Annotated in this window: 14 protein-coding genes and 1 pseudogene; 5 read left to right on the top strand and 10 right to left on the bottom strand. The window is 52.7% G+C overall.

What is annotated here, in order from left to right; translation table 11 throughout:
• Positions 1–202 (top strand): annotated as a pseudogene (locus tag B157_RS38770) (ISLre2-like element ISRsl1 family transposase); the annotation flags it as partial.
• Positions 203–245: 43 nt separating this feature from the next.
• Here the strand turns inward: B157_RS38770 and B157_RS0100010 are convergent.
• Positions 246–1,013: a class I SAM-dependent methyltransferase gene (locus B157_RS0100010; RefSeq protein ID WP_020601314.1), complete on the bottom strand. Its 768-nt coding sequence runs from the start codon at positions 1,011–1,013 to the stop codon at positions 246–248.
• A gap of 260 nt (positions 1,014–1,273) precedes the next feature.
• On the opposite strand from B157_RS0100010, the gene B157_RS0100015 reads away from it, so the two are divergent.
• Positions 1,274–2,686, top strand: coding sequence for a GWxTD domain-containing protein (locus B157_RS0100015; protein WP_020601315.1), 1,413 nt, complete (start codon positions 1,274–1,276; stop codon positions 2,684–2,686).
• A 122-nt stretch (positions 2,687–2,808) separates the two neighbouring features.
• Entirely contained in the window at positions 2,809–3,606 is a 798-nt protein-coding gene (rlmB, locus tag B157_RS0100020; protein WP_020601316.1) for a 23S rRNA (guanosine(2251)-2'-O)-methyltransferase RlmB, read from the top strand.
• A gap of 48 nt (positions 3,607–3,654) precedes the next feature.
• On the opposite strand, the gene B157_RS0100025 is transcribed toward rlmB, so the two are convergent.
• From B157_RS0100025 to B157_RS0100045, 5 genes are all read right to left on the bottom strand, one after another.
• On the bottom strand, positions 3,655–5,007 hold the full coding sequence (locus B157_RS0100025) for a COX15/CtaA family protein (protein ID WP_245564995.1): 1,353 nt from the start codon (positions 5,005–5,007) through the stop codon (positions 3,655–3,657).
• Positions 5,008–5,131: 124 nt separating this feature from the next.
• Entirely contained in the window at positions 5,132–8,566 is a 3,435-nt protein-coding gene (locus tag B157_RS0100030; protein WP_020601318.1) for an acetate and sugar kinases/Hsc70/actin family protein, read from the bottom strand.
• Positions 8,567–8,676: 110 nt separating this feature from the next.
• The gene (locus B157_RS0100035) at positions 8,677–10,167 is read right to left on the bottom strand and encodes a hypothetical protein (RefSeq protein WP_020601319.1); all 1,491 of its coding nucleotides are present in this window, start codon (positions 10,165–10,167) and stop codon (positions 8,677–8,679) included.
• Positions 10,168–10,264: 97 nt separating this feature from the next.
• Entirely contained in the window at positions 10,265–10,708 is a 444-nt protein-coding gene (locus B157_RS0100040; RefSeq protein ID WP_026308371.1) for a hypothetical protein, read from the bottom strand.
• A gap of 91 nt (positions 10,709–10,799) precedes the next feature.
• A complete protein-coding gene (locus B157_RS0100045) occupies positions 10,800–12,311 on the bottom strand; it encodes a hypothetical protein (protein ID WP_026308372.1) in 1,512 nt (503 codons plus the stop codon).
• 325 nt (positions 12,312–12,636) lie between these two features.
• Here B157_RS0100045 and B157_RS0100050 point away from each other — a divergent pair, with 325 nt between their 5' ends.
• Positions 12,637–14,388: an Ig-like domain-containing domain gene (locus tag B157_RS0100050; RefSeq protein ID WP_026308373.1), complete on the top strand. Its 1,752-nt coding sequence runs from the start codon at positions 12,637–12,639 to the stop codon at positions 14,386–14,388.
• 44 nt (positions 14,389–14,432) lie between these two features.
• On the opposite strand, the gene B157_RS0100055 is transcribed toward B157_RS0100050, so the two are convergent.
• The 4 genes from B157_RS0100055 to B157_RS0100070 all read right to left on the bottom strand — a co-directional run bounded on the left by B157_RS0100055 (position 14,433) and on the right by B157_RS0100070 (position 21,621).
• Complete coding sequence (locus B157_RS0100055) at positions 14,433–18,299, bottom strand: hydantoinase B/oxoprolinase family protein (RefSeq protein WP_020601323.1); 3,867 nt, start codon at positions 18,297–18,299, stop codon at positions 14,433–14,435.
• A gap of 437 nt (positions 18,300–18,736) precedes the next feature.
• Positions 18,737–19,156 (bottom strand): hypothetical protein, encoded by a 420-nt coding sequence (locus tag B157_RS0100060; protein ID WP_020601324.1) that lies wholly within the window; start codon positions 19,154–19,156, stop codon positions 18,737–18,739.
• Positions 19,157–19,290: 134 nt separating this feature from the next.
• Entirely contained in the window at positions 19,291–20,076 is a 786-nt protein-coding gene (locus tag B157_RS0100065; protein WP_020601325.1) for a hypothetical protein, read from the bottom strand.
• A gap of 30 nt (positions 20,077–20,106) precedes the next feature.
• On the bottom strand, positions 20,107–21,621 hold the full coding sequence (locus B157_RS0100070) for an IPT/TIG domain-containing protein (protein ID WP_020601326.1): 1,515 nt from the start codon (positions 21,619–21,621) through the stop codon (positions 20,107–20,109).
• Positions 21,622–21,916: 295 nt separating this feature from the next.
• Between B157_RS0100070 and surE the strand changes: the two genes are divergently transcribed.
• Positions 21,917–22,693 (top strand): 5'/3'-nucleotidase SurE, encoded by a 777-nt coding sequence (gene surE, locus B157_RS0100075; RefSeq protein WP_020601327.1) that lies wholly within the window; start codon positions 21,917–21,919, stop codon positions 22,691–22,693.
• Positions 22,694–22,727: the final 34 nt, after the last annotated feature.

Genomic DNA, 22,727 nt, shown 5'->3' on the forward strand with positions numbered 1-22,727 from the left:
GATGCAGTACGGTAGTTTCAGAAATCGGGGTTTGCTGATTGGCAGTGGCCCAATGGAAGCGGCTCATCGCACGGTGATCCAGTGCCGGATGAAGCGCAGTGGTCAACGTTGGACCAACCCGGGGGCTCAGGCGATGCTCAACCTGCGAGTAGCGGCTAAAAGTGGCCGCTGGCAATTAGTCACCAATAACCTTAATAGGTGATAAGTAGTTTTGAAATGCACCTTATTACCGACATGTGCTCATCTTACTTTGTGGCTACGTAAAAGAAATCCAGACTTCCGGCGGGGTCATTGCTGACGAGGTAATCGGTGTAGTCGATTTCTGCGGCTAGTCCGTCGGCCTGCAGGAGCCGGTTGCGGTTTAGCCGGTTCATCAGGTCGTAGGGAACCTGTAGCAGTCGGCGGGGAAGTCGGTATTGCAGATTGAAAATATCGAAGCGGGTCAGCTTTTTGACCGACTCTTTATTCTGCTCATAATACGTCATCACCTTATTATTCCCATGAATACCCCGCGTCTCTACGGTTGGGAAATACCTGCTCATGAGGGCGCGCAGGTCCGCAGCGTGGTACTCCCGAACGTGCCAGGGGTTGCGGGTCAGCGAGAACAGTTTATTAACTGTCGTAAGCAACAGTTTCCCGCCCGGTTTCAGTACGCGGTGAGCCTCTTTAATGAATAAATCGTCGTTCTGGATGTGTTCGATCACCTGAAATGTCACGATGTAATCGAAGGTATTATCGGCAAACGTGCTGAGCGGAGGTATACTGGCCGAAATAAACGTGGCTTTTGGGTATTCAGCACTCAGGGCCGCAATCAACGCATCGTTCTTATCAATACCCGTGTACTGGTCGGCGGCTTTGGTCAGCAATTCCAGTCCCCGTCCCCAGCCGCAGCCAATTTCGAGCACGTTTCCGCTCACCATAGCAGCCGCTTTAACGTAAGGGAAAAGTAATCGCTGATGGACGGGATTGTCGGACGCGATTTCGGCGGAGGTTATTTCGGTTGTTTTATACATGGTTCTTCGGAACGGCAGTCATCGGTTACGGCCAGCGTTGGGGTTGCAATTAAACCAACAAAATTACTTCTTTTGTAGAAGCAACGAAAAGCAAAGCGTTTCCTGCGTTCGTTTTTATCCAGGACAGGCCATTGTTGAATAATAGAAAAGGCAAAAGTGCGGATTCATCTCCGCCGGAATGATAAAATTTGCTCTTTTTTCGTTGTAAATAAATAAGACTAAAACCAAGCCGTACCGGCGTTTGACCGTTACCGTTGTTTATGCGAATTCTAACTGCTTTATTTTTTGCTATTTCCCTGCTGTCGGCTTGCTCAAGCGCAAAAAAGACACGGCAGGCCCGTATTAACGAGGCCTATGATGCCCGCACGGAAGCGCAGCGGAATCGGCCATCCGTGCGCGTTGCCCAGACACCCGCCCCGGCCAGTTCCCGGACAGCTACGGTTTCTCCACCTGTTAAAGCAGCCGAAGGACCCTCTGTTGGTACTGGTCCGGCTATGGCCACCAAAACCGGGAGCGAATGGGTCGTTACCTCGATTAAAGGAAAATTCCTGGCCATCGACACCTCCAGCGTTCGGATATACATGGACCTGACGGCCAGAACACCGTCGGGTGAGTCAATTATGAATCCTGCCGATTTTATCGACCATTTTTCGATTGCCTACGTCATGTATCCCGACTACAACAACCGCGACCGGCTGGGATACGGAACCGTACCCCTGACAGCGCAAAATGTAGGCCATGACGGCGACCACCTGACGTTGACATTTGATATAAACCGGCCAAAAGGTGCGACGAATGCGCTGCTGCTAACTGAAATCACCGAAACAGCGAACGGAACAAAAGCCCGCAATGACCTGTCGCTGCGGTTCAACGCGTCCAAACTCAGTGACCGATTCTCGTTGTTCGATCAAAGCGGCCAACGGCCCGAACTGCGTAACTACGTGAACGTGAATGAACCCGTTGTTATCCGGGATGTGAAGGGGACCAGCAAGACCTTGTTCGGCATTCGATACCAACACGATTTCGACGCAGCTTCGTCGCCCATGAATACCTCGCCCCGGCCAGCGTCCAAATCGCTGGATGTCGACTCTACGCTGACCATCACCACCAACCAGCCGTTCATGCTCCCGCAGGAGGGGCTATACTATTTTGTGGAAGACACGACCGATGCATCGGGTATTGGCCTGGTTGTAGCCGACAAACGTTTCCCGAAAATGACCCGCCCCGAAAAGCTCATCAAGCCGGTTTTGTACATGAGTACCAGTTCTGAAATTGGGGAGTTGAACCAGGCGCAGGATACCAAAAAAGCCTTCGACCGGTATTGGCTGAGTATGATGTCGGGGAATGAAGGGGTGGCGAAGAAAGCGATAAAAGCGTATTTTGACCGGGTAGAAGAAGCTAATAAGCTGTTTACGAGTTATAAAGAAGGCTGGAAAACCGACAAGGGCATGATTTATATCGTGCTGGGTGCGCCCGACCGGGTGCAGCGGAACCGGGAGCGCGAAGTGTGGGTTTATAATCGCCGGGCCAACGTGTCGGAGGTAAACTTTACCTTCACCCGAAAAGCCAACCAATTTGTCGATGACCATTATGAGCTGGTGCGCTACATTGAGTACCAACCCATCTGGTATCCCATCGTTGAAGCCTGGCGAACCGGTGCCATCCGCGAATAACCTGATTGTCATTCAGTAGTCATTGGTCGTCGTTTATTGTCATTCATGGTTTCCAGGAGCCAATGACCACCGAATGACGACCGATGACGATAAAATGACTATTGATAATTAATGACAACTTAATGCCCCAGCCCCAAAATCGGCCCCAGCGCCCCCGCCCTCAGTTTCGTCCTGAACCAGATGAAATGGTATTTGGAATTCAGTCTGTTATCGAGACGCTCAAGTCCGACCAGCAGATTGATAAATTGTACATGGAAAAGGGATTGAGTAATCCCGATATTCAGAATCTGGCTTTTCAGAACCGCGTTACCATCCAGCGCGTGCCGGTCGAGCGTCTTGATAGACTCACCCGTAAAAATCACCAGGGTGTCGTTTGCCTGGTAGCGCAGGTGCAGTACGTTAAGCTCTCCAACGTCATTGCCGATGTGTATGAGCGGGGTGAGCAACCGTTTATTCTACTTCTCGACCGCATTACCGACGTTCGGAACTTCGGGGCCATTGCCCGCACGGCCGAGTGTACGGGCGTGCAGTGCATCGTTATTCCGGGGCGGGGGGCGGCTGCCATCAACTCCGATGCCATGAAAACCTCATCGGGCGCGTTAAACCATATTTCCGTTTGCCGGGAACCGGACCTGACCGAAACCATTAAATATTTGCAGGAATCGGGCATACTGGTCGTCGCCTGTACCGAAAAATCGAGTCGCGACCTCTATGAACGCACCACCGACCTAAGCGGCCCGATTGCCGTTATTATGGGGTCGGAAGAAGACGGTATTTCGCCCGAATTACTCCGTATGGCCGATACTCATATCAAGATTCCCCTGCTGGGTGCGGTTGGCTCGCTCAACGTATCGGTAGCCACGGGCGTAATGCTGTATGAGGCTGTCCGGCAGCGGACTATGGCGGCAAGTGCGGTGTGAATCCAGCGTATCGTTTGCAATCTACTAATACGACGAGCTACTCATTCGTCACTCGTATCGAATCAACGCTTTCGTTTTTACCCGCCAGGTGCCATTCTCCTGCACGGCTTCCCCATCCCGGCGCATAGCAATGCGGGTGTGCGTGCTGGAATAAGTATTCTCGCTGTCGCAGGCGGGTTCAATCATGTAATTACGGTAGGTCAGGAAGCGGGCTAATCGATTCGGGTCGGCTTCGAACCGAAAGCTGGCCACCGTCGGTTTTTCGGCACTGATGCTAAACCGGTACGCTGACTCCGGGGAGATTACCTCAGATTTTTGCGACAGGTCGAACTGACCATTTGGATCGGGTGGCGGGAAATAAAACACCGCTGGTTTTGCTGGCGCAGCTACCGCCTGCAACGGCTCTGCTACCGGAGTGACTGCAATAGGGGGCAATGCCTGAACAGGTTCCGGCTTCTCAACAGGTTCAGTACGTACTTCGCCGGAGCGCATGGCGGAAGCCGGTTTTGACGTATTCTCCGTTACCTGTTGCTTTAGTTGACGAATAGCCGCCAGTGGATTAGCGGAACCCAACTCGGCCACAATCGCATCGTAGGCACTCACTTTCTGCCGGTACTCAGGCCGAACGGCATTAGTCATCGCATCAGTACCGGGTTTGTTCCGCTGGGCCGTTTCCAGCGAATTGCGTAATCGGTTATTGTCGGCTAGTAGTGCTTTTGCTTCTGCCTCAATGCCCCGGTAAAGGAGTAAATAGATGGCCCCCGCGCCGACCACCAGGCCAATAATGCCACTTACAATCATCATCCAGAGTTGTTTTTCCTTGGTTTCTTTTACTTCGCGCTCCAACTGACCCATCTGAAATGTAGCCGGGTCGATGATCGCTTCATCGCCGGTAATAGCTGAACCAGCAGTTACGGTTGGATTACTCGAAACGGTGGGTGCTGGTTCTGTCGTTTCGGCGGGGGGTAACATCCGGTCAATCTTAGTCAGAATTTGCTGTTGTACGCTGGGCGGCAGGGCTTTCCGGTAACTTTCGTACGCTTTGTTTCGCTGATAGAACTGGGCAAGCTGTCGCCGGATAGCCGCGTTAGCCTCGGCTGGCCCCATACCAATAAAGGCTTTGGTATCCCGCAGTTGGCTTAGTTGCTGAATTCGCTGCCCTACCTGGTCCCAGCTTCCTACCGCCCGGATAATTCCCTGTGCCTCACAGCCATCGCCACAATCCACTAGCTGAGTGTATATTTCCTGCGCTTTGGGTTGGTCGATAGTGGCGAAAACGGCCAGCGCCACCTCTTTCGTCAGGGTATCGACGGCGGCCTGATTGATGCTCTGGGCAGACGATAACGATGCCGATAGGATGAGTACTAAAAAGGGTAGTATTCGCATACTTCCTGTCATCATTTTGTGGTCAGTTGATTGTCATGTCATGGTCATTAATCGTCATTGTCAATCATTCCCTGCTTCACTACGAATGACAATGAATGACTAACAATGACCACTGAATGCCTATACCATGACCATTTAGTTACGCCAGTGCATTGGCCAGTTTGTTAATAGCTCCGATGAGTGGGTAGAAAAACAGGGTTTCTTCAATGGGTGCGCCCAGCGCATCCGTCATCCCGCTGTACTCGGCGGCTACATCACCTTCTTTTCGCTGAATCCCATCCATGAGGGAGGTGTCCAGATGCGTCCGTAGTTCCTGCTGTGCAATGACCAGTGCCCGCGCCGAAACATTCAGATTACGAACGAAACTGAATTCCTGATTGACCGCGAAGAAAAAGTCGATAAACGCGTTGGTTTCTTTCAACAGGGACTGAACGACATCCGGCTTTCGCAGGTCGGCGTAGGTCAGTTTAGTGAACTCGTCATTGAAGGTAGCCGGATAAACATAGCTGATGGCTTCGGTATCCACCGGGCGGCTGTTGGCAGGCTGCATCAACGCCCCTTTGCAGGTTACCTCTTTTGGCCCTTTACGCTCATAAAACAGGGTTAGTCCGCTGGTGTCGTAGGGTTGCTCATACACCTTCTCAAAGATAACCCGTGCCAGTTTTCCCAGCATCTGATCGTCAGAACTGATGATGGTCAGGAGTTTGGAACCTGTACCACTAAAGGTGATGGCCCCCGGCAGGCTAATGCCCCGGTGCTTCATCAGTTGGGCAATGTGATACAGCAACGCGGTGTAGAACAGCACAAAGACGACTTTCAGGTCCTCATCCTTCGCCAGCATTCCGTTGAATGACAGCATGCTTTTGGCCTTTACATCATTACTTCTTTCGATGGAGAACCAGAACGCCATGATGTCTTCCGAGCGGTTCGTGTCGAGCATCCGGCGGTTGTTGTCGCTCAGATTGCCCAGGCTCTGGCTTTCCAAAAGCGTTTGAATTTTATCGGCGTATTTCCGAACGAAGCCGTTATGACTGGCCGCGCCGTACTCGCTGAAGGCGTCGCCGTAAATGGCGTTACCCGCAAAGCGGAAGGAGGTCAGCAGACGAGGTTCATTGCGTTCGTACACCACCACGTCAGACGTGCCACCACCAATGTCGATGTTGATAACCGGGCGGGCCGATGCGCTCAGCGTTGGATTCTGCTTGTAATAATAAAATGGCGCTACCGACTCCGACACCTCACGCAAACGTCCTGCCGGCCCGCCAATATAACGGTCGTAAAGCAACTGCCAGTCGGCGCGGAGTTGACTCACGCGACCGGGTGTCATACTGGCCGGGAAGAACCAGAACACCGTTGTCTGCAACAGATTACCGCCTTCGGTCAGCACTTTGTTCTTGATGAGCATTAGCAACTCTTCCAGGAACGCTTCCACGCGCCGTTCGGTCTGGTCGCTGGTTTTGGCCCATTTCAGGTTGGTGGTGATGCGGTTGGAACCCGCCGGTTGCCGTTCCACATAAAATGGAATGTTAAAGTCGGCCAGGGCCTGGGTTGGCTGATTGAAACTCAGGTTCATCGGTTCGGCAATGGCCGTGCGTGTCGGGAAACTATCGGGTTTGCCGGGGCCAATGGTGGGCGGCACAAACTCCAGGTCGTACAGCAGGAACAACTCGAACAATGCCGGATTATACTGGGCCGGAGCTACCAGCGTAGCTACCTGCGGGGTTAGTTCGGCCACGTCGAAGGGGCGGGGCGTACTACCATCTACACTGTACTCGATGTGCGTATTGGTGGTGCCGAAATCGACCGAGAAGGCAAATTGCTTGCTGCCGCCGTTATATTCCTGCCAGCGCGGAACCAGCAGGCCGTTCATCTCGCGGCTATCGGCGCGGATGTTGGTTTGCAGGTAGTCGAACTCCTCACGCAGCACGTAATAGACGCTTGACCCGTCGGTATTCTGTTGCCGGACGGTGCGCTGATGCTTCGATTCAACCGTAATCGGCGTGTTGTTCTGTTCGCTGAGATACGTTAGTTCGTATTGATTCTGACTATCGAAACCGGCTTCAATCAACTCAATCCGGTAGTCGGCTGGAATGGTGACCGAGCCAGACCGGACAAACGGATAAATATTGATCGTGAATGAGTTTTCAACAATGATACCTTCGTTGGTTGTTTCGTTGGGGGCCGCACCGGCACCCGCCGTTGAACTGTACAGCCGCTCGAACGTGACGAACTGATTGCCGGGCTGGTTGGGGGCCGTAACAGGAATGTCGAGGGTTACGTTGATACCACCCGCCTGCGGGGTCATCTTCAGCCGGACGCGGCCCATGAACAGGTCATCGACGTCAAAAAAGTCAAAGAAATCTTTTTTGAGCGGTAATAGAAAGCCTTTCTCCGTAGCACCACTTTGCAGGTTACCGTCGAAAAAACGGCTCCGGTCGGTGGGGAAAGGTAGCCGAATAAGGTACGGCTCCAGAAAGTCGCTGACGGTAAGCCAGGGGTAGTTGCCCGGTTGCCCCGGCAAGGGTCGCTGGTTGTCACGCCACGATTCGCGGGCGTAGTACGGTACGGGTGTGTTCGAGTTCCACTGTGCCTGCGGTACGTAGGTGAAGGGCCGGAAAAAGCGGTTCTGCAACGCCATGGGGCGTGGTTTGCCCGGATTGAGTCGGGCGTACTTGTCCGACCGGATGATGAAATCACTCACCTGGTCGATGGCGCGGGCATCGGATTTTTTCTTGCGAAGCGGGAAGCCCAGCACTTCTACAATATCGCCCGGTCCGGTGGTGAGTTCGTCAAAATCCTGGTCGAACTTCTCCCGCGTCAGCAACGGCTGCCCGTTTTGCGATTCGATATGTTCGTAAAACATCGTCGGGTTCTGCTGCTGCAACAGTTTCCGGCTCCGGTTCAGGTAGTCGTCTACTTCGCGGAAACGGTCCCGGAAGTTGGGCATGAACTGCTTGATGGCGTACCAGAATTTCTGGTACTCGATGTCGCGCTGGTGGAGCTGACACACCGACGCGTCGAACAGCCGGTCGTTACCCATCGAAACATCCATCCAGGTCAGGTCATTTCCCGAACTGAAGAACATCGTTTTGGGCGATGTGCCACCCACCACCCGCCCCCGGTAACTCAGCACGAACAGCCGGTTGATGTCGCCAAAGTTGTACTCGGGCGCATCCTGGTCCAGAAAGAGTTTCAATGCATCGCCCAGTCGTTTATGACCGATGTTCGATGATTGCCGCAACTGGTCCAAGTCGGTGCGAACATCGAAGGGGGTGATGGTAATGTAGTTTTTGAGCTTGTCGTAGTTGAAGAATAACTCGCCTACGTCCAGTGCATCAGAAACGACACGCTGGTCGTTCACGGTGCCGTTGAGGTCGGGTTTGAGGGACAGGTTCAGGAAGGCCGAACGCACCAGGTCCATCCGGGCAAACGGGCTTGGAATGGACGTTGGCTGCTTTACGGTCTGACCGCCCTGTGGGTCGCGGATGGCCGCAATCTGGTCTGTACCGAGGGGTCTGCTAACGTACCAATGCAGGCCAGGGGTAGGATTATGTAAGCTGAATGTTGTTGGCATAATTTAGTAGTCATTCACCGTCATTTGTTGTCATTACTGGTCACTCTGTCATTTTTGTTGATACTATGAATGACAATCAATGACGCGTAGCGAAAGACAATCAATGACATCTAATAATCTAATACTTTCGGGAGTTTCTCGTGGACGAATCGGTCGGTGCCTTCCGAGAATAACTGAATGAGTTTATCGGCTTCGCTACTGTAGGCTTTTCCTTCGGCGGTTTTATTGAGCGTCTGGTCGAAGTCGTCCACAATGTCGAACTTCACATCCGATTCACCCCCGAATAGTCCTTTCTTTTTGGGTTCGAATCCCCGGACGATATGGCCCAGATTGGGCGCGTCGAGCAGAAACGGTTCAAACGAACGCTTGTTCTCCCGCATCTCGGAAAGCCACTGCCGGAAGGCATTATCGAAGTTTCTGACGCTGTTGAAAAAGCCGGAGTTCAGGAAGGCGGTAGAAATAACGGGGTTGGCTTTCGACCACTGCACTGTACCGGCCGCCTGCTTAATCCGCTGATTCAGATACGTACTGAACAGGGCCATTTTCGACAGCGGTAAACTGATGATTTGCTTTGTGGCATTGGCCATATTACCCAACTGAATGCTGATGCCGTCCTGCTCAATGCCAAATTCCTTATAGACCGGATTGTTGGGTTTACCGTTGGTGACGGACAAACTGTTATCGTCGGTATTCATAAAGTCGACGATGGCCAGGGCCGATGCCATTTCTACGAAGTGCGCTTCGTTTTTCTGGCCACCCGCACCGGGGTCGTAGGTGTACGCTTTGGTCTGGTCGTCGCCGATGTAGTATAGCGCGTTGACCGCCGGATTTACGCCTTTTTGGTAGTAGTTGAGTGCCGCTTTCGTTTTGGCAATAAACGAAGCGGGGTCAATCAGTTTGTTGTCGTTGGTCGTCAAGCTGAAGTACGGCATGACCGACACCGCCCCGATTTTGGCATCGCGCAGAAACGCCGGATTCGGAATTTGCCCGATGGCCTGCGCTCCCCGAATGTTCTTGAGCAGAATGGGGAAACCAGCTGCGCCTGTACCGCCAAAAATGGAACTGACGATGAAAATCCGGTCGTTGGCTCCGAAGTTTTCGGCAAACGCCTGGAATACATCCGAGTTGCGAAACTGGTTTAGCACGGTGCTGCCGATATTCGGATTTCCTACAAAGCCAATGTCCATCTTGGTTTCCAGATTCTCCTCCGAGAACAACAGACTGGCGAAGGCTTTGGCGGGGGCATCCATGCCATCGAAGTTGATATAATCCCGGAATTTCTCCTGCTGAACGCCCTGTAATTCAAAAACGTACGTGTCGGCAATGGTCGCATTACCACCGATGGACCGGTTCAGGGTTTTGATTTCGGTACTGAAAAATCCCGCTGTGGGTTTGGTTTGAAGACCCGCCCGGATATTGCCGTATTCACGCAACAGGTCTTTGGTCCGTAGCAGGTCGTCATTGTTGGCGTGAGGGTCCAGCACAATCGGAATAACCTCGTCCGTATTAGTCAGTTTTACGCCGGAAGCCAGTAAAAACGTCAGGGCTTTGAGCACCCGTGAGCCGGTTCCGCCAATAGCGAATACAAATAGTTTTGGCATAATAGGAGGTTTATGGTCTTTGGTCTATGGTTTATGGTTGGCAAAAGCAGAAATATGCGTTAGCCGACCATGAACCGAAAACTATAAACAATGAACTTTATTTAGATGGCCAGAGCATGGGCCGGTGTTTGGCATTTTTACTGAAATTCTTCATGACCATCGAGATGATGAAGAAAATGACGGCTGTTAACAAGGCCATCTCGAAGGCGTAACTGAAAAAGACGCTGATGCCCTGGTCGAAGAGGGTACCCTGATTGGGGTCTGCTTCGTCGCGGAGAATTTCCTGATTTGCTTTCTGATAGCAGGTAACCAGTGCAATCAGGAACAGGACCAGCGCACTGATGCCCATCATAAGCAGCCATTTGCCCATACCGCTGAAACTCACTTTATTGAGCGGCCAGATGTAAAAGGCAAACGTCACGAGCAAGGCAATACCAACGGCGGTCCAGGTCAGGGGCGACAGCAGTTCTTCCTGATACAAATCTTCGAGCAGGTTGCTGTTGACAAACAGGTTGTAAAAGTTATAAAGGGATTCTTCCATATTTAAAGAGCGAAAGAATGAAAGAGTGAAGGAGCGAAAGAAAAGCGTCAGCCGGTATATCGGACCATCACTCATTCGCTCATTCGCTCTTTCACTCTTTCATTTGAATGGTTAGCGTGAAATACTCGGTTTGGTTATTGGGGTTATAGGCTCGTTCTACGCCTTGCAGCAGGTTTTGAATGCCGAACGTTGAACTGGCATCGGGCGAAGTATCATTGGTTGTGTTGGTGTTGGCAATCCAGCGGGGCGGAAACTGCCGCTTTAGCCGGATGGTGGCCGTGCGTTCCCCACGAGCGGGTTTGCTGGTTGTCAGCAATAGTTTATGGGTCGTACCGTTGGCTCCGGAATACGGCTGAACCGCTGTTACCCGGAAATTATCTTTTCCCACAACTTCATACTGGCTGGGGTCAGTGAGTAGCGACGCGGGAAGGCGTAGAGCCGACAAATCGACCGCAATGGGAATCGTCAGGCTTTTGTCCGCTACGTCGGGCTGTACATCGGTTATTGAACGAACCGCTTTGTCGTGATTCCGAATTTCGGCATCCGATCGTTTGAAGCGGCCTTTTCGGGCCGGGTCAGTGACCAGTATGCTATAAAACGGCATTATAGCTTTCGAATCCCGCCCGAAAAACCACGAATTTTCGTAACCCGGCAACTGGTCGAACCGGCGGATAGTCTCATAGGTCGCGTCCTGATACAGTTGCTGCATGGTTTCGTTGCGGGCAATCAGGCAGAGGTAATAGGGGCGGTCGCCGGTGTACTTTTTCTTCGCATTATTCCAGCTATAATACGTACCGTCATATCCACCTTCCAGTTTTATAACTAGCATGGAGTGTGTGCCGGCGTAGGGATTGAACACGGTGGTCAGGAGTGATGTAGCGGCATCCAGTGTTTTCTGGGCACTCATGCCGGTCAGGCTGGGGTCGGAGTAGATCAGGTCGGACACCAGCACGCTCAATTCGTTGCCGGACGTGTTGCTGAGAATGTCGCTGAAAATCTTTTCGAAATCCGTACTGGTTGTTTTGCCCTTCGTTTTGGCGACCGTAAAGATGTTATTTTCCTTGAAAAACTGGGGTAACGACAGGCCCAGGTCATTCACTTCGGTATTGACCACATAGAGTTTAGGTTGCCCTGGATTCACTGCGTCAAACTCCGTCAGTACGTCGTTGAGGGTCCGTTTAAAGGTACCATTCCCACCCGGAACATCGTAGGGGAACATGCTGGCACTGGCTTCCAGGTAGAGTTTTAGCCGGATGGGCTGGCTCGATGTAGCCGTAGACGACTCGTCTATCGCGGGCGCTTTGCCAATTTTTGACAGCTTACGATAGGACCGGTTCCGCTTGATATAAGCCGTCAGAGCTGCTTCGCTCACTTTGCCATCGGGCGTAATAAGCGTGGCGGTTTTCTGTTCTTTGCTCAGTTCCTTGCTTTTACTGACAATAAATACGCGCAACGCATCTTTCTCGGTCACATCGAGGGCATTGTCATTTTCCAGCGATTCGCTGATTTGGGTGTCCAGGTCATCGGCTGAATTGGAACAACTGGACAGCCCGACTGCTGACAGAAACAGAAAGAGCCATAAATACAGACGGGACTGATGCATGAATTGGGTTTTCGGGAAGTTAAGCATGCCATTGACAGGCGGTAAATGTAGTAAATCGGGCATGTACAGCCTTACCATTCGCTAAGTGACCTTAAATTTTCTTAAATTACTCGTTAACGTAACGAAGCCGCCAGCCATTTTATGTCAACCGGTACAACTAAACGATAAACGGTCGTTTACCTTTGTACTGCGATTATATAGTATACTATCTATTTCTTTGCCGACTCTGACCAACCCAGCCCCCCCTAAAACGGGAGCGGCTAAAAAACACTCTATAATGAGCCTTTCTATGTTAGGAGGGGTTGGGGCGGTAATTACATCAACCATGACGCTCCGCCACTTCGTACTACTGCTGTCTTTATCATTGCCTCTGTTCCTGCAAAACTGTGCCCAGGTAGCTCAGCCACCGGGCGGTAAAAAAGATACCATCGCCCCCAAAGTGGTGGAGAGTATGCCAAAATTCCGTCAGTTGAATTACCAGGGCAAAACCGTTGAACTTGAGTTTGACGAGTACGTGAACAGCGAGAATCTCCAGCAAAAAATTACCATTACCCCACAGGATAGCAATACGTTCATTGTTAAAACACTCCCGCTGGGCATTCGGTTAAATTTTGCCAAACCTTTTCTGCCCAATACCACCTATACCATTGACTTTTCTGATGGTATAAAGGATATTACCGAACGGAATATTGCTAAAAATACGAAGGTCGTTTTTAGTACCGGGCCGTTTATCGACTCACTGTCTCTGGCGGGAAATGTGGTGGACGATGAGACCCGCCGGCCGTTGCTGGGCTTTGTCGTGGGTCTTTTCGCTTCCACCGATACGTTGCCCATCAACCGGAAACGCCCACAGTATTTTGCCCGGACGGATAGTAGTGGGAATTATCGCATCGAAAATGTAAAGGCTGGTCTGTATAGAGTATATGGGTTCGACGATAAAGATCTGAATCTGGTGAACAACACACCAGGCGAGCGCGTGGCCTTCCGGGATAGCGTGCTAAACCTGAATAAAAACTACGTAGACATCAACATGGTAGCCTTCCGTGGGTATGGAAAGCCGCGCGTTAGCCGACGCGAACGCACCGACGAAACCCTGGGACTGGAACTGAGCAGCGGCATTGCCGATTACAAAATACGCTTTGGCAAAATGGTCTCTACAACGGCAACGTCTACGTCGGCCACCTCTACAACGGCTGTGTCCACGTCGGCCGTATCCGCGTCGGCAACCCCAACGAAGGTGACATCGACCTCGTTTTCTGCTTCGGGCGATACACTGGTGTCGTTTCTGGAAACGCCTAAAATGATTCGGTTGTACCGTCCGGCCGACCGGGCAGCTGATGACACCATCCACGTGGTCATCATGGCCGAAGATTCGGTGGGTAACGTTACCGAACTGCGGGAACGCGTTTATTTTTCTCCGCTGAAAACAAAGGCTAAAAACAGAACGCCACTCACCGTGCAGATAACCCCACAAGCGGGTGAGCCGATAGACCGAAATCTGGATTTTACCCTAGTCTTCAATAAACCGGTATTTCAATTTAAAACGGAACAGCTCATTATCGGTCCGGATAGCACGAAGCCGCTCAAATTGACAGCCGAAAACCTGACCTGGAGTAATAATCACTCACGCCTGGTTATCCGGAAAGCCACGAACCTTCGAGACACTCTTCTGTTCCGAATTCCGAAGGGAGCCTTCATCAGCGTTCAGGGCGATACACTGGCCCGGTATTCGTCCCGGTACATCATTGCCGAAGACGACAGCTATGGTCTAATTGCCGGTAACGTTAGTCCGGCTACCATTGGCACGGCGGGCAGTAAATTCATCGTCGAATTGCTGGATGAAAAGTATACCGTTGTTCGAACAGCGTACGGAGAAGCGAACTACAGTTTCGGGCGATTAAAACCGGGCCTGTACCGCGTCCGGCTGATTATCGACAGCAACGGCAACAAAAAGCGGGACATTGGCAATGTGCAAAAGGGCGTCCAGCCGGAGCGGATTATCTACGCCCCCGGCACGGAAGAGGACGGAACGATACGGGTTAAGCAGAATTTCGAATTGACCGATATTGATTTTTGACCCAACGGGGTTTCTTTCCCGGAGAGAAGTGCCCGTTATATCGGTCAGTTGCCCACTCCACCCCCCCCCGGCGTTTCAATGCGTATCCGCTCACCGGTTTGCATGGCCCGCGTGAAAATTCCGGGTAGTGATGCTGTCCGGCCATCGGCAAAAATCAGCGTCTGCTGGCCTGTTTTACCCGGCTCCCCGCCGTTTAATCCATAAGGAGCAATGACCCGGTGCTGGCTCAGCAGGGTTGCCTGAACGGGTTCCAGAAACTCCATTTCGCGGATGATACCGTCGCCCCCGCGCCACGTTCCCGTGCCCCCGGAACCCGTACGAATGGCGAACTGATGCAGCCGAACCGGGTAACGCCGTTCGAGTTCTTCGGGGTCGGTGAGTTTGGTGTTGGTCATGTGCTGATGCACCGCCGAACGCCCATCTGTTCCCACGGTAGCCCCGGCCCCTCCGCCAATGGTTTCGTAGTACCCGAAGGGTTTCGTGGTAGTCGAACTGCCGGACAGGTTCGATTGGCCGAACAGAAAATTATTCATCGTCCCCTGGCTACAGGCGGCTAGACCAAGAGCCTTCAGCAATGTATCCACCAGTCGCTGACTCACTTCGGTATTGCCGCCCACCACGGCGGGGCACAGAGCAGCCTCATCCTGAAAGACCGGATTCAGAAACGAGGCATCCGGCAAAATCAACGTTACGGGTGCCATTAACCCCTCGTTCAGCGGGATGTCCCGCCCGCACCACAGCCGGAGAACGTACAATACGGCACTGTAGAGTATCGAGATATTGGCATTGAGGTTGTTCGGATGAACGCCCGAGGTGCCGCTGAAATCGAACTGAATGCGGGGACTGCCCTGTTTGGTTGCGTCCGGTTCTTCCGTAGAAATGTCAATTCGCAGTTTTATCCGGTGCCCATCGTCCAGCGATTCTTCGGCGGTAAACTGCTGACCCGCCAGGGGTTGTAATACGGCGAGTATCGCATCTGTTGCCGACTGTTGCAGTCGCTTCATGTACGTCTGTACCGTGGCTAATCCGTACTGGCGCACCAGGTTTTGCAGGGCTTTCTCGCCCGATTGTAAGGAAGCCAGTGCGGCCTCAATGTCGGCGCGGTTTTCGGCCAGAGACCGGGTAGGGTAGGGGCAATCGGTAAATCGACGGGCAACACCTTGTTGCGGCCCATCGCTGGCATCATCCCACAGGAATTTACCGGCTTTCGCGATGTAGATTGGTTCCAGCACCACGCCTTCTTCTGCCAGCGATGTCGCATCGGGCGGCATGGAACCGGGGACTTTACCGCCAATTTCGGCGTGGTGCGCCCGATTAATCACGTAGCCAATAAGTTGCGGATTACCGTCGTAGGTATCGTCGGTAAAAACACCGCTTAGCAATGTAACATCGGGCAGGTGAGAGCCGCCGTATTTCGGGTGATTCGTGATAACTACATCGCCGGGTCCGATGGGGATTTTAGCCAGTATCAGGCGGGCACAGATGCCCAGGCTACCCAGATGAACCGGAATATGCGGGGCGTTCGCTACCAGTTCGGCGTTGGCGTCGAGGAGGGCGCAGGAGAAATCGAGTCGCTCTTTTACGTTGACAGAAAAGGCCGTTCGCTGGAGTTGCGTACCCATTTCTTCGGCAATGGCCCGGAATCGCTGGGTGAATAGCTCGAGCTGAATCACCTCATCTGACGCCTGAATGGTTATTTCCTCTGTGTCCCGGATATAATCAACCAGTGCATTTTTATCCGCCTGAATAACAATCCGCCAGCCGGGTTCGATAAAAGCCGAGGAAGTTGTATTCAACAGCAGAGCGGGTCCCCGAAAGGTGTCGCCTTCCTGCAATTGCGTCCAGTCGAATGCGGGGTAGGTATCGGTCTGAAAGGTAGGTACGGCATGGCGGTGAATCACGGGCGGACTACTTACCGGCTGGTCGGCTCCCGTCGTACTGACGATAACCCGGATGCTTTCCACCTCAATAGGGCGTTGCTGCCCCGCATGCTGACCGGGGAAATGACCATAAAGCTGCCGGTACTTTTCCTGAAAGTCGGCGGCTAACGCTGGACCGAACGGAACCTCGACGGTGGACTCCTGCCCAAGCAGTCTCAGAAAGACGGACCGGGTTTTGGTGGCAACGGGCACACCAGGACCAACGTCCTGCCGCAGTGCCTGTGTAGCGGTATCAATCAGTTCATCGACTAAGGCAGGCAGGTCATTTTCTGTATCAGTCAATAACCTCAATACCGACACGGATGCCAGGCGTTCAATCTGCGCCTGCCCAATGCCGTAGGCACTCAATAACCCACCATCGAAGGGTAAAATCAGTCGTTCCATGCCCAGTTGTCGGGCAATGGCACAGCCATGAAGGCCACCCGCTCCCCCGAACACCAGCAGATGATAGTCTGTTGGATCGAAGCCCCGGGCAATGGAAATCTTGCGAATGGCCCCCGCCATGGTTTCGTTGGCAATCTGTTCAAAGCCGCGTAGTATGGTTAGCGCATCGGGCTGGATACCAGTCAGCGTACCAATTTGCCCGATAATCTGCTGGAGGGCAACGGCTGCTTTGTCGGGGAAAACCGGAATGCCGAACTGCTTCGGGTGTAGTTTACCCAGTAATAAATTGACGTCGGTAATGGTGAGCAACGGGGGTTGACCGGGTGCCGTGGCCCCGTAGCAGGCCGGGCCGGGGTTAGCCCCCGCACTGTGCGGCCCCACGCGCAACTGACCGCTAGCGGCACCGTGTGTTTCAAACCAGCAAACAGACCCACCACCGGCGGCCACCGTTTCGATGGCCAGGGAGGGCAACTGCAAATCGAACGGACCTATTCGGGTCGTGAAGCGATAATCTACCTCCCCGTCAATCCGGGCCACGTCGGTGCTGGTGCCCCCCATGTCGAGGGTGAGCACGGGCTGCCCGTTTCCGATAGCGGCTGCCCCGATAACGCCCCCCGCCGGGCCGCTGAGCAGGCTGTCTTTCGGCTGGAACAGGTCCGCCCGCACCAGCCCGCCTGAACTGGTCATTACCCGAACCGAATGCTCCACCCCCAACTGCTGCTGAACATTATTAAGATACGCCTGCATGACGGGGGTCAGATAGGCGTTGACCACGGCCGTTTGGGTGCGGGAAACGTATTGAGGAGTAACCGAAACCTCCGTCGAAATTGTAAGATTGGGAAAACTGGCTGCCGCCAGTGCATCGCATACCTGGCGTTCGTGAACCGGGTTTCGGTAGGCATTCAGGAACGATATGGCTATCGCATCCGGCTGCGTCTTTTTCAGTTGTTCAATCAGGCTGGTCATCGTCCCATCCGACAGGGGCGTAAGCACCTGCCCGTCGGCACTGGTACGTTCGTCCACCTCCAGCACCGATTCGTACAGGACTTCGGCGGGTGGGATAGCCAGTTGAAAGAGGTCGGGTCGTTGCTGCGTCCCGATGAGCACCAGGTCTTTAAATCCCTTTGTAACCAGCAATGCTACGCGCCCTCCTTTTCGTTCGAGCAGTGCATTGGTGCCTTTCGTGGTGCCCAGCCGCATTTCCAGGGGAGGAAACGGTTGGTTCAACGGTGTTTTCGTGAGCAGCCGGGCGGCTAGTACGGGGGCTTCTTCGCCGGTGAACAGTTCAACGGTGTATGGTTCCCCGGACGGCCCGGCAGGGGGTGGAGCAGGCTGGTTGTTTTCCAGGCTAATCTGCCCGTTTGGGCTACAGGAGGCTATGGTAAATACGGCATCGGTTTCTAAAATCCGTAACTGATAGCCATCAAAAATGGGATCTATAAGCCAGGGAGCTACCAGTTTGTTATCGAGTAGCTGCCCCCTCAATCGACTGCTGCTCAGTACTTTGGTGCGGTGGATACTTCCATTGGGGGCCAGGGCCAGGCCATCCGTAAAGGTGCCGCCCGTATCAATCCAGATTTGGTACATGGGTTAATGAGCCGTTGACTGCCAGTCGGGCGAAAGGACTATGATGATGAATCCCAAACACTACCCTGCCTGTCAACATGATTTCTTATGTCAGGCGAACGCGCTTTTTAATCCAACCGGACTCTTGCCAACGTACGTGCTGTCAAAAATAGCCAACCTTTAGCGTTTTACAGGACATTTTTTCTCCCAACGATGAATGAGCTACTACAGTCTAACCTGGTTTAACCTTTAAATACACTGTGCCGTAAGGGACGCTTTCGGTGAGGATGGGTTAATCACAAGCCATCAGCGTGTAGGTTACGGTGCCGGTCGAACCGGTTAACGTATTTGTAAAAGTGTAGCCCAGTGGGTAGCTTTTGGCGTTGTATGAGGCCCTGGCTGTTGATGGTGAGCGGCTGCGTTTCGGTGCCATTGCCTGCCCGTATCAGGTACTTCGTTCATAAGCCATTCGTAAACGTCAAGATATTGGCACTTACTGCCTGGGCGTCGAACGTCATTTTTGTAATCTTTCCATTGCTGTCATACTCGTATTTGTTGGAATAGGTCGTTACATCACCCGCAGTACTAACGTTGCGCTGGAGATCGCTCACCAAACGCCCATCGGTATGTATGTACGTTTTACTATTCGATGAAACGACTGTTTTTCCGTTATTGGGACCTTCATTCGTGTTCGATTCGGTAGTCAGGAAACCGTTGGTATCGTAAGTCAGCGTTTGTTTCAATAGTCCGGTCGATTTGGTACCGGTTTTAGGCGTACTGACCGTTTGATACGTTTTGCTGATGAGCTGCCCGGCAGCATTATAACTGAACAGAATAGCGGTATTATAACTTCCTGAGCTATTCGTTGACGAATACACACTACGAGCCAGTTTGCAGGTTATGGCTGGCGTAACGTCATTTGTTTTTAACAGGAAATAACCGTTAGTGCTAACAGGCTGCCCGATAGCAAGACTGTACGAAAACTGTTTGTTTTGTGTGGCATGGCTAAACCTTACTGGCAGGATGTAACGAATGTTTCTTTCAGATAACTAACCGACTTATTAGTGGTGGGGTCGGTATAGGTAATATCTCGGCTCATCAGGCCACCCTGACCGTTAAAGGTGTTTATCGTAATCTGGTATGAAGTGTTGCCTATTTTATAGGCCGTAACTGTTCCCCGGAAGGGCCTGCCCAAGAAGCTGACGTAGGGCCACTGGACGTTCAAAAAACCAATGGGTATGAGTTGTTTCAGGTCTGCCTGTTCATTGGTTGTAATGGTGTAGAGTGACGACCCGATGGTAGCGGAGCGCAGGTACCCGTTTTCGGCGTTTATAACCGTTTCTTCTGTCCCCTGCCTCTTTATTTTGGTTAGGTATCCCTGGCTGTCATATTCATAATCATAGACCACTTTACTGCCCGATGGAGAGACATCTTCCCGGTGGGTAGCCCGGTTTTGCCCGTCGAGGGTAAGGGTGGTAGTCAGGTAAGGCTGGCCTACAAACGTCTGATTTATCGTAACCTTGCCGGCTGTCCCGTAATCATACGTCCAGGCCGTTTTCTGGGACAGTGTAGGATTAAAGTTGGAGTATTTTGTTTCTATAACGAAGGGGCGACCGTCACCACCGTATGTAAATGTATAGCTGTACTTGTTAGCATTGCTGGTGCCATCAAGGGAGGTATATTCCGTCGTCCGACATGTGGGCAGGGGTGTAACATCATCGGTTTTTTTACAGCTATCCAGGCTGATGATGAGCAGTATGCCAAGCAGTTGCGCTGATAAAGAAAAGAGCGTTTTCATGATAAATCATTGTTTAGGGTTTTCTTACAATCACTTATCGAATACCACTTTATAGACCGCGAAGCGTAGGGTTTGACTCGATACATCATTGTTGGCAATTACGTAGAGCGTGCCGTCGGGCGCGATGGCTATATCGAACTGGTCGAAGCGGAACGCCATCCGATTGCCTTTGCCGGATTTAGTGGCTCCCGCCAGGCCAAAGAGTTTTTTGTTGCCTACCACCGTCGTTACATTCCCCGACGCATCCACTTTTCGCACACAGCCCGATCCGTAATCGTTCACGTACACGTTGTCGCTCTCATCAACGGCAATGGTGTTGCCCCGGGCGTAGCCGCCATCCTGAAACCGGGCCGCGCTACCGGCGCCATCTACGTAGCCTTTCTGGCCCGCAGCCCCGGCAATGAGTTTGAGCGTGTTATCAGGTTGGAGTTTCCAGAGGGCCTGGTTGCAGAAAACGAAAACACTTTTAGCGTTGGTGCCCAACTGGGCATTGGCCTGGTCGGGGGTGCCTTTGAGCTGGCCGTTCACCAGCGTTGTCGAGAAACTGGACGCCGTATTGCCCCCCGCTGTGCTATTGACAATGCCGATTAGTTCGTTGTTAAAATTGGCGCATACGTAGCTGTATTTGCCCGTGGCTCCGCCCGGTTTCAGCGAGAATGACTGCGCTTTGGAGTCCGCTGATGATGACTTGGTGAAGTTACCAAAGCGGTAGGTGTAGTAATAGCCCGCACCCGTATCGCCCACGTAAAGATCACTACTGGGGCCACTGCCGGCAATACCAACGGGGCTGTCGGCGGTTGTCTGGAAGGGGGCCACGCCCAGGGTGGTCAGGTCCATGCGGTATACGGTCTTCTGACCGGGACCGGTTATGTAGAGCAGGTTAGTTGCGTACGCCATCCGAACCCCATCGGCGCCGGCAGTGGCAAACGCCGGAATACCCGCCAGTTTGGTTACCGTCGCTTTGGCCGAAAGCGGAACGATAACCGTAAAGTCGGTGGGGGAGGTGCCGGACTTACCCGCGTCTTCCAGCGTTATTTTGCCCGTTGTCGATCCGTCGGGGACAATAACTTTCAGAGTGGTAGTGCTGGTTCGGGTAATGCCGGTAGCCGCAACGCCGTTGAATTTTACGGCTGTACTGTTGGTGAAATTCAGCCCCGTGAGGGTGATCTGGTCACCTTCTTCACCCTGTTCGGGGGTGAAACTTGTAACGACCGGGCCGTCGATGAACGTGAAATCGGTGGCAGAGGTGGCCGTTCGTCCGTCTGTTGTAACGGTTATCTTTCCGCTTTGCGCCGTAGCCGGAACCCCTACTACCAACTGCGTAGCCGAAGCCGTTGTAACCGTAGCGACTCCGGTGCCAAACGTCACGACGTTCTTCGTTGGGTCGGCCGAGAATCCCTCCCCGCTGATGGTCACTACCGTACCTGCAACACCCTGCACGGGCGTGAAACTCAGGATGGAGAAAGGGGCTGGCTCCGGTTCGCTTTTCTTACAGGACAGGAGTACACCCAACAGTAACGCGAAAGTAAAAAAGACGTTTTTCATGATTTCATGCGGTAAGTATATGGGTAAATATGTACGACATGCCGTAGATTGCGGCTGGTAATGAGAAAGGTAATGAGAACTCTGGGAGGGAGTATTGGGCATTTGAGTAAACGGTGACATTGGCTTAGTAACTGGTAGAATGGGCTACCGCTACGTACGAATCAGGCAGGCCCTTCGATCCGTGTACAGGCTGTATGGCTAACCAGCCCTCGTCCGCTTTTATCGGTAATAAAACCGCCAACAGCCCCCTTATTTGCGTAAATTTGGGGTATACTAACAACAACCTACCCGATGCATGGCTGAACACAAGCCCTTGATATTAGTCACGAATGATGATGGCATTACGGCCCACGGCATTCGGACGCTCGTTGAACTAATGAAGCAACTGGGTTCGGTAGTGGTCGTAGCCCCCAACAGTCCCCAGTCTGGTATGGGGCACGCCATCACGATTGCGAATCCAATCCGTTTGTACCCCTCTGATTTGTACGGCGATGTGCCCGCGTATGAATGTTCCGGTACCCCCGCCGACTGTGTGAAGCTGGCGAAACACCACGTGCTGAAAGACCGCGCGCCCGACCTGGTTGTGAGTGGTATCAACCACGGCAGCAATTCGTCGATCAGCATTTTGTACTCCGGCACGATGTCGGCGGCTATCGAAGCGGCCATCGAAGGGATTCCGGCTATTGGCTTTTCGCTGGGCGATTTCACCCGCCAGCCCGATTTTTCGCATACGCACGAGCATATCCTGCGCATTGCCCGTTCGGTGCTGGAGAAAGGTATGGAGCGCGGAACGGCGCTGAACGTTAACTTCCCGGCCCGTGCGGCCGAGGCTCTGAAAGGAATTCGTATTTGTCGGCAGGCCAATGCCAAATGGCAGGAGGTGTTCGATGAACGGCGCGACCCGCACGGAAGACGGTATTTTTGGCTGGCCGGCGATTTTGTCAACTTCGACACCCATGCCGAAGACACGGACGAGTACGCGCTGGCCAATAACTACACCTCCGTTGTACCCTGTCAGTACGATCTGACGGCGTATCGAATGATGGACACATTGAAGGACTGGAAACTTTAAAATGAACAATGGATGATGTATAATGCCATGTTAA

Origin of the sequence: Spirosoma spitsbergense DSM 19989, assembly GCF_000374085.1 — a bacterium.
Taxonomy (GTDB): domain Bacteria; phylum Bacteroidota; class Bacteroidia; order Cytophagales; family Spirosomataceae; genus Spirosoma; species Spirosoma spitsbergense.